Below are 3,482 nucleotides of genomic sequence, written 5' to 3' on the forward strand. Positions count from 1 at the left end.
GTTATATTTGGTCATAAAAAATCTGCACCTCTGTCTGTTGGATAATAAGTCCAACTTTAGGGGTGCAGATCATTGTTGTACTCTTTTCTTATCTTTTTCTATATTCAAGTTTAATAGGAATTAAATTTGCCAATATTATCTAGTCATTTTTTCAACACCAAAAGTACAAAAAAATAATACAAAAGTGTTATAAAGATTCAGCTACTTTCCTGCTTAAAAAACAAACGTTTTGTTACATTAAGTCAGTATTTTCTATTGTTTTTATTAAATTTCTATTAAATTTTTGAGAATGAGATCAACTTTTTAAAAAAATCTGCTTTACTAAAATTTAGCATTTAAATAATCTTATTGACGCATTCAAAAACACACTCATATCTAAGAGGATAAGGCTTATGAAAAAAACTATGTTTAAAGTTCTCGCCACTGTTGCTGCATTTGGAGCTCTTTTCTCCGGAAGCGCATTCTCTGCAGAACCAATCGTTATTAAATTTTCTCACGTAGTTGCAGATGATACACCTAAAGGTCAAGGTGCATTATTATTCAAAAAATTAGTTGAAGAAAAATTCCCTGGTAAAGTAAAAGTAGAAGTTTATTCAAACTCTTCTCTTTATGGTGATGGTAAAGAAATGGAAGCATTATTATTAAATAATGTCCAAATGTTAGCACCATCACTTGCTAAATTTGATAAATACACTCCAAAAATTCAATTATTCGATTTACCTTTCTTATTTGATGATATTGAAGCAGTACAACGTTTTGAAAAAAGTGATGCAGGTAAAAGCCTACTCAATAGTATGAAAGATAAAGGTATTATTGGTTTAGGCTACTGGAATAATGACCTTAAACAACTTTCTGCAAATAAAAAACTTGTACTTCCTAAAGATGCTCGTGGTTTGAAATTCCGCGTACAAAACTCTGAAGTACTTGATGCACAATTCAAACAACTTAATGCGGTACCTCGTAAAATGGCATTTGGTGAAATGTATCAAGGTTTACAAACTGGGGTAGTTAATGGTGCAGAAAACCCATATTCAAATATCTACTCACAAAAAATCAATGAAGTACAAAAATACATCACTGAATCTAACCATGGTCTACTTTCTTACATGGTTATCGTGAATAGTAAATTCTGGGATGGTTTACCAGATGATGTACGTAAAGGTTTAATGGAAGTAATGGATATCGTTAGTGATGATGTAAACAAAAAATCTCACGAATTCAATCTTGCTGATAAACAACGTATCCTCGATGCAAAAACCACAGAAATCATTACTTTAACTCCAGAACAAAGAAAAGAATGGCGTGATGCAATGCGTCCGGTCTGGAAAAAATTTGAAGATAAAATCGGTGCTGATTTAATTAAAGCAGCTGAAGAATCTAACAACAAATAATCTTAAACTCTCAAAGTGCGGTATTCGTTACCGCACTTTCCCTGCTCAAGTTTGTAAGGAGCATCTATGCAACGATTTAATTACCTCTGGGGAAGACTCGAGGAGTTCATGATTGCATTTTCCCTAGCGTTAATGACATTGGTCACATTCGTTTATGTCATGTTTAATAATCTTTATACACCTTTCTATGACTTAGCGGATGCTTATCCTAACCTCGAACCTGTCTTAGTTCCAATCGCAACACTTTGTATGACAGTCGCCCAAGAAATGACTTGGAGTGTTGCGTTAACTAAACTCTTCTTTGCAATGTTAATCTTTTTCGGTGCCTCCTATGGGGTACGTACTGCGGGTCATATTGGAATCGATGCTATCGTTAAAAAATTTACAACTCCAGTGCAACGATACATCAGTATTTTTGCTTGCTTAACCTGTTTGATTTATACAGGAATCATCATGATAGCAAGTATTGAATGGGTAAAAGCATTATTAATTGCCAATGTTGGAGCAGAAGATCTTCAACATTTTGGTATTCAATTATGGCACCTTGGTATGATTATTCCTATCGGTTACTTTATGATTTTTGCGCGCTTTGTCGAAATCTTTGTTCGTTTATTACAAGGTAAACAAAATGATCTTGGTTTAGCCGATGAAGCAAAAGATGCAGTGAAATTACAAGATTCTGAAGGCGCTAAGGAGTAATCTATGACTATTATTTTCCTATTTGCTTGTTTGTTTTTCCTAATGTTCATTGGCGTACCAATCGCTGTTGCATTAGGATTATCTGGCTCTTTAGTCATTATTCTATTTAGCCAAGATTCTATCAGTTCTGTTGCAATAAAATTATTTGAAACCTCTGAACACTATACTTTATTAGCAATTCCTTTCTTCCTCCTCGCTGGTGCATTTATGACAACTGGTGGGGTAGCACGTCGTTTAATTGACTTTGCTAATGCAACTGTTGGACATATCCGTGGGGGATTAGCAATTGCTTCTGTTTTATCTTGTATGTTGTTCGCTGCACTTTCAGGTTCAAGTCCTGCCACTGTAGCTGCTGTTGGTTCAATTGCAATTGCAGGAATGGTTCGTTCTGGCTACCCTGTCGAGTTTGGTACAGGGATTGTCTGTAATGCTGGTACACTTGGTATTTTAATTCCACCATCTGTCGTAATGGTGGTTTATGCTGCTGCTACTGAATCTTCCGTTGGTCGTTTATTTATGGCTGGGGTTGTGCCTGGATTACTCCTTGGCGTAGTATTAATGGTAGCAATCTACATCGTTGCTCGCTTAAAAAATCTTCCAGCTTTACCACGTGCTAGTGTAAAAGAATGGTTCCGAGCAGCAAGAAAAGCGCTCTGGGGACTGATCTTAATGGTCATTATCCTTGGTGGTATTTATAGTGGTGCATTTACGCCAACTGAGGCTGCTGCAGTAGCTGCTGTGTACTCATTCTTTGTCTCAGTCTTCATCTATAAAGACATCAAATTAAAAGAATGTCCAAAAGTCTTACTAGAAGCAGGTAAACTTAGCATTATGTTGATGTTTATTATCGCTAATGCAATGTTGTTTGCTCACGTTTTAACTACTGAGCAAATACCACAACAACTTACCCAACTTGTGACAGAAATGAATCTCCAAGGTTGGCAGTTCTTAATTGTAGTCAATATCGTTCTTTTGATTGCTGGTGCATTCATGGAACCATCTGCAATTATCTTAATTTTAGTGCCAATTTTATTCCCTATTGCAACTCAACTCGGAATCGATCCTATTCATCTAGGTATCATTATGGTTGTAAATATGGAAATTGGTATGATTACCCCGCCAGTTGGACTTAACTTGTTCGTATCTTCAGCAATTACGGGATTATCATTACCACAAGTTATCAAAGCAGCCACACCTTGGTTGTTATTAATGTTGGCTTTCTTAATTGCAGTTACCTATATTCCTGCAATTTCTCTCGCCCTTCCTAATTGGATTGGTGCAGTGTAAATCCTCAAGTAATGATAAAGAAAGGTGCTGCAATGATCTGCACCCCTAAAGTTGGACTTATTATCCAACAGACAGAGGTGCAGATTTTTTATGACCAAATATAAC

The 3,482-nt window shown here is 35.8% G+C and carries 3 protein-coding genes; all 3 read left to right on the forward strand.

The genetic code is table 11. The features are described 5' to 3' along the window. Positions 1–392: 392 nt before the first annotated feature. Positions 393–1,391 (forward strand): TRAP transporter substrate-binding protein, encoded by a 999-nt coding sequence (locus ACFFHT_RS09225; RefSeq protein WP_382375548.1) that lies wholly within the window; start codon positions 393–395, stop codon positions 1,389–1,391. Positions 1,392–1,457: 66 nt separating this feature from the next. Then, positions 1,458–2,090, forward strand: a complete 633-nt coding sequence (locus ACFFHT_RS09230) for a TRAP transporter small permease (protein ID WP_382375550.1) — start codon at positions 1,458–1,460, stop codon at positions 2,088–2,090. Positions 2,091–2,093: 3 nt separating this feature from the next. Next, positions 2,094–3,377, forward strand: coding sequence for a C4-dicarboxylate TRAP transporter large permease protein DctM (gene dctM / locus ACFFHT_RS09235; protein WP_382375552.1), 1,284 nt, complete (start codon positions 2,094–2,096; stop codon positions 3,375–3,377). The last annotated feature ends 105 nt before the right edge of the window (positions 3,378–3,482 follow it).

The organism is Gallibacterium melopsittaci, assembly GCF_042433085.1.
GTDB classification, from domain to species: domain Bacteria; phylum Pseudomonadota; class Gammaproteobacteria; order Enterobacterales; family Pasteurellaceae; genus Gallibacterium; species Gallibacterium melopsittaci.